We start from the raw sequence: 1,969 nt of genomic DNA, 5'->3' as shown, positions 1-1,969 counted from the left end.
TGATCAATTGAAACAGCTCTGGCCATGCGTGTCAGTTTCTGTTTAAAGACAGCCGTAAGTTGTGTATCTTCTGAAAACTCTAATTGAAGAAGTTCTTCATTTGTATATGTTTTTCCTTGGTAAGACCAGCCAACGAAAGTCGCATTTTCCTCACTATTCGCCCATTTTGGTAATTCTTCTGTCCGAAGTGGCTGATTTTTTTCTTTTACACTTGATAACTTTTGGCATCATTTGGAAACAAAGCTTGATCCGTTGTTTCAAAGGTCAACGTGATTTGCTTCTGCTCTTCGCTTGGTTTTGTTTCTGTGGAAGAGGTGGTTACTTTTTCTGTGATAGCACTAGATTCCGTCATTGATGACTGTTCTATAGAATGTGCGCTGCTTTCTTTTGTTGCTTCACTTGTACTGGTTTCTGCTGTTTTTGGCTGTGTCTGCGTACGTTCTGCTTGTTGCTCCCCTTCAATCGCCCACGCTGAAACAGATAAAAATGGTTGTACAAGTAAACAAGTTGCCAATAAAACAGCGATTTTCTTTTTCATTAACTTCATCACTCCTCCCTCGAAGTAAACTTTCCACAACCAACCTATGGCTCAAGTATACGAAGTTTTCTTCTGATTTTTTTAAAGATATTTTCTTAATTCGCCGATTGTAAAATTAAGCTAGACAAATAAAAAAGTCATTTGTGCTACACTCAAGATAGTTCCCGCAAAAGAATTATAAGGAGTGAAGACAAATGACCTATACCCATCTTACATCAAATGAACTTGCAATGATAGAGGCGTATTATAATAATCATCAATCTGTAGCCAAAACCGCAGTACTATTGAATAGATCTAGACAAACGATTCATAAAGTTTACCAATTTTTCAAAACAGGGCACAATGCTCTAGATTATTTCAATCAATACAAGAAGAATAAAACTCGCTGTGGCAGACGTCCTATTGTCTTATCAGATGAACAAACAGAATATATTCAAAAGAGGGTTGTTCAAGGTTGGACACCTGATGTGATTGTTGGCCGTGCAGAGTTTTCTATTTCTTGTTCTATGCGTACACTTTATCGTATGTTTAAACAAGGCGTATTTGAAGTGACTCACCTACCTATGAAAGGAAAACGTAAAGCCAACGGACACAAAGAAACTCGGGGAAAACAATCTTTTCGTCGATCACTTCGTGACAGAGGAAATGATTATTCTAAATTCAATCAAGAATTTGGCCACCTTGAAGGGGATACTATTGTAGGTAAAAAGCACAAAAGTGCTGTTATTACCCTCGTTGAGCGATTATCTAAAGTAATCATCACTCTTCAGCCAGAAGGCAGACGAGCTATAGATATTGAAAATCGTTTGAACCAATGGATGCAATCTGTACCTAAGCATCTATTCAAATCAATGACTTTTGATTGTGGAAAGGAATTTTCAAATTGGAAATCAATCAGTAATATCAATGATATTGATATCTATTTTGCAGATCCTGGTACACCATCACAAAGAGGTTTAAATGAAAACTCTAATGGTTTATTACGTAAAGATGGTTTACCAAAGCAAATGGACTTCAACGAAGTTGATGAATCTTTTATCCAATCTATTGCATCGAAAAGAAATAATATCCCTCGAAAATCATTAAACTATAAAACACCAATAGAAGTATTCTTGAGTCACATATGCAAAGAGGAATTGTCTAACTTAATTTGACAATTAATAATATTAACGAAAAAGTTTAAGAAAGTGTATTGATGGTTTCAAGTGAAGCGATATAATTAATTTCATTAGAGAGAAGTGGTAGAATGGCGAGAAAGCAATGGTTTATTGTTAAGTCAATGTTACTATCATTCCTTATTTTGGGAGTCCTTTCCTTCATTTTCAAAGAATATATTTTTGAAAATGTTGGTTTATTGAGGGCTTCGTTAGCTCTGATAGTATTTTTCATTGGCGAGTATATCTATTTAGACTATACTTTATCAAATAACAG

The 1,969-nt window shown here is 35.2% G+C and carries 3 protein-coding genes; 2 read left to right on the top strand and 1 reads right to left on the bottom strand.

Annotated features, from left to right (window positions below; translation table 11 throughout):
- Nucleotides 1-205: 205 nt before the first annotated feature.
- Nucleotides 206-547 carry a hypothetical protein gene (locus ACQGS6_RS27370; RefSeq protein WP_426965946.1) on the bottom strand — a complete coding sequence of 114 codons (342 nt, stop codon included), beginning with the start codon at nucleotides 545-547 and terminating at the stop codon, nucleotides 206-208.
- Nucleotides 548-732: 185 nt separating this feature from the next.
- On the opposite strand from ACQGS6_RS27370, the gene ACQGS6_RS27365 reads away from it, so the two are divergent.
- Entirely contained in the window at nucleotides 733-1,692 is a 960-nt protein-coding gene (locus ACQGS6_RS27365) for an IS30-like element IS1062 family transposase (protein WP_002360751.1), read from the top strand.
- Between the two features lie 92 nt (nucleotides 1,693-1,784).
- Nucleotides 1,785-1,969 (top strand): hypothetical protein (locus tag ACQGS6_RS27360; protein WP_426965945.1); only part of this gene is annotated, 185 nt, incomplete at its 3' end.

The organism is Bacillus sp. GMs2/2, from assembly GCF_050172095.1.
Lineage (GTDB): Bacteria > Bacillota > Bacilli > Bacillales > Bacillaceae_G > Bacillus_A > Bacillus_A cereus.
Note: the sequence above shows the minus strand (reverse complement) of the source record. Positions and strands in the feature narration are given on the sequence as shown.

Excerpts from the sequence above, each read along its gene's own strand:
- ACQGS6_RS27370 (WP_426965946.1), bottom strand. The coding sequence starts at position 547 with ATGAAGTTAATGAAAAAGAAAATCGCTGTTTTATTGGCAACTTGTTTA.
- ACQGS6_RS27365 (WP_002360751.1), top strand. The coding sequence starts at position 733 with ATGACCTATACCCATCTTACATCAAATGAACTTGCAATGATAGAGGCG.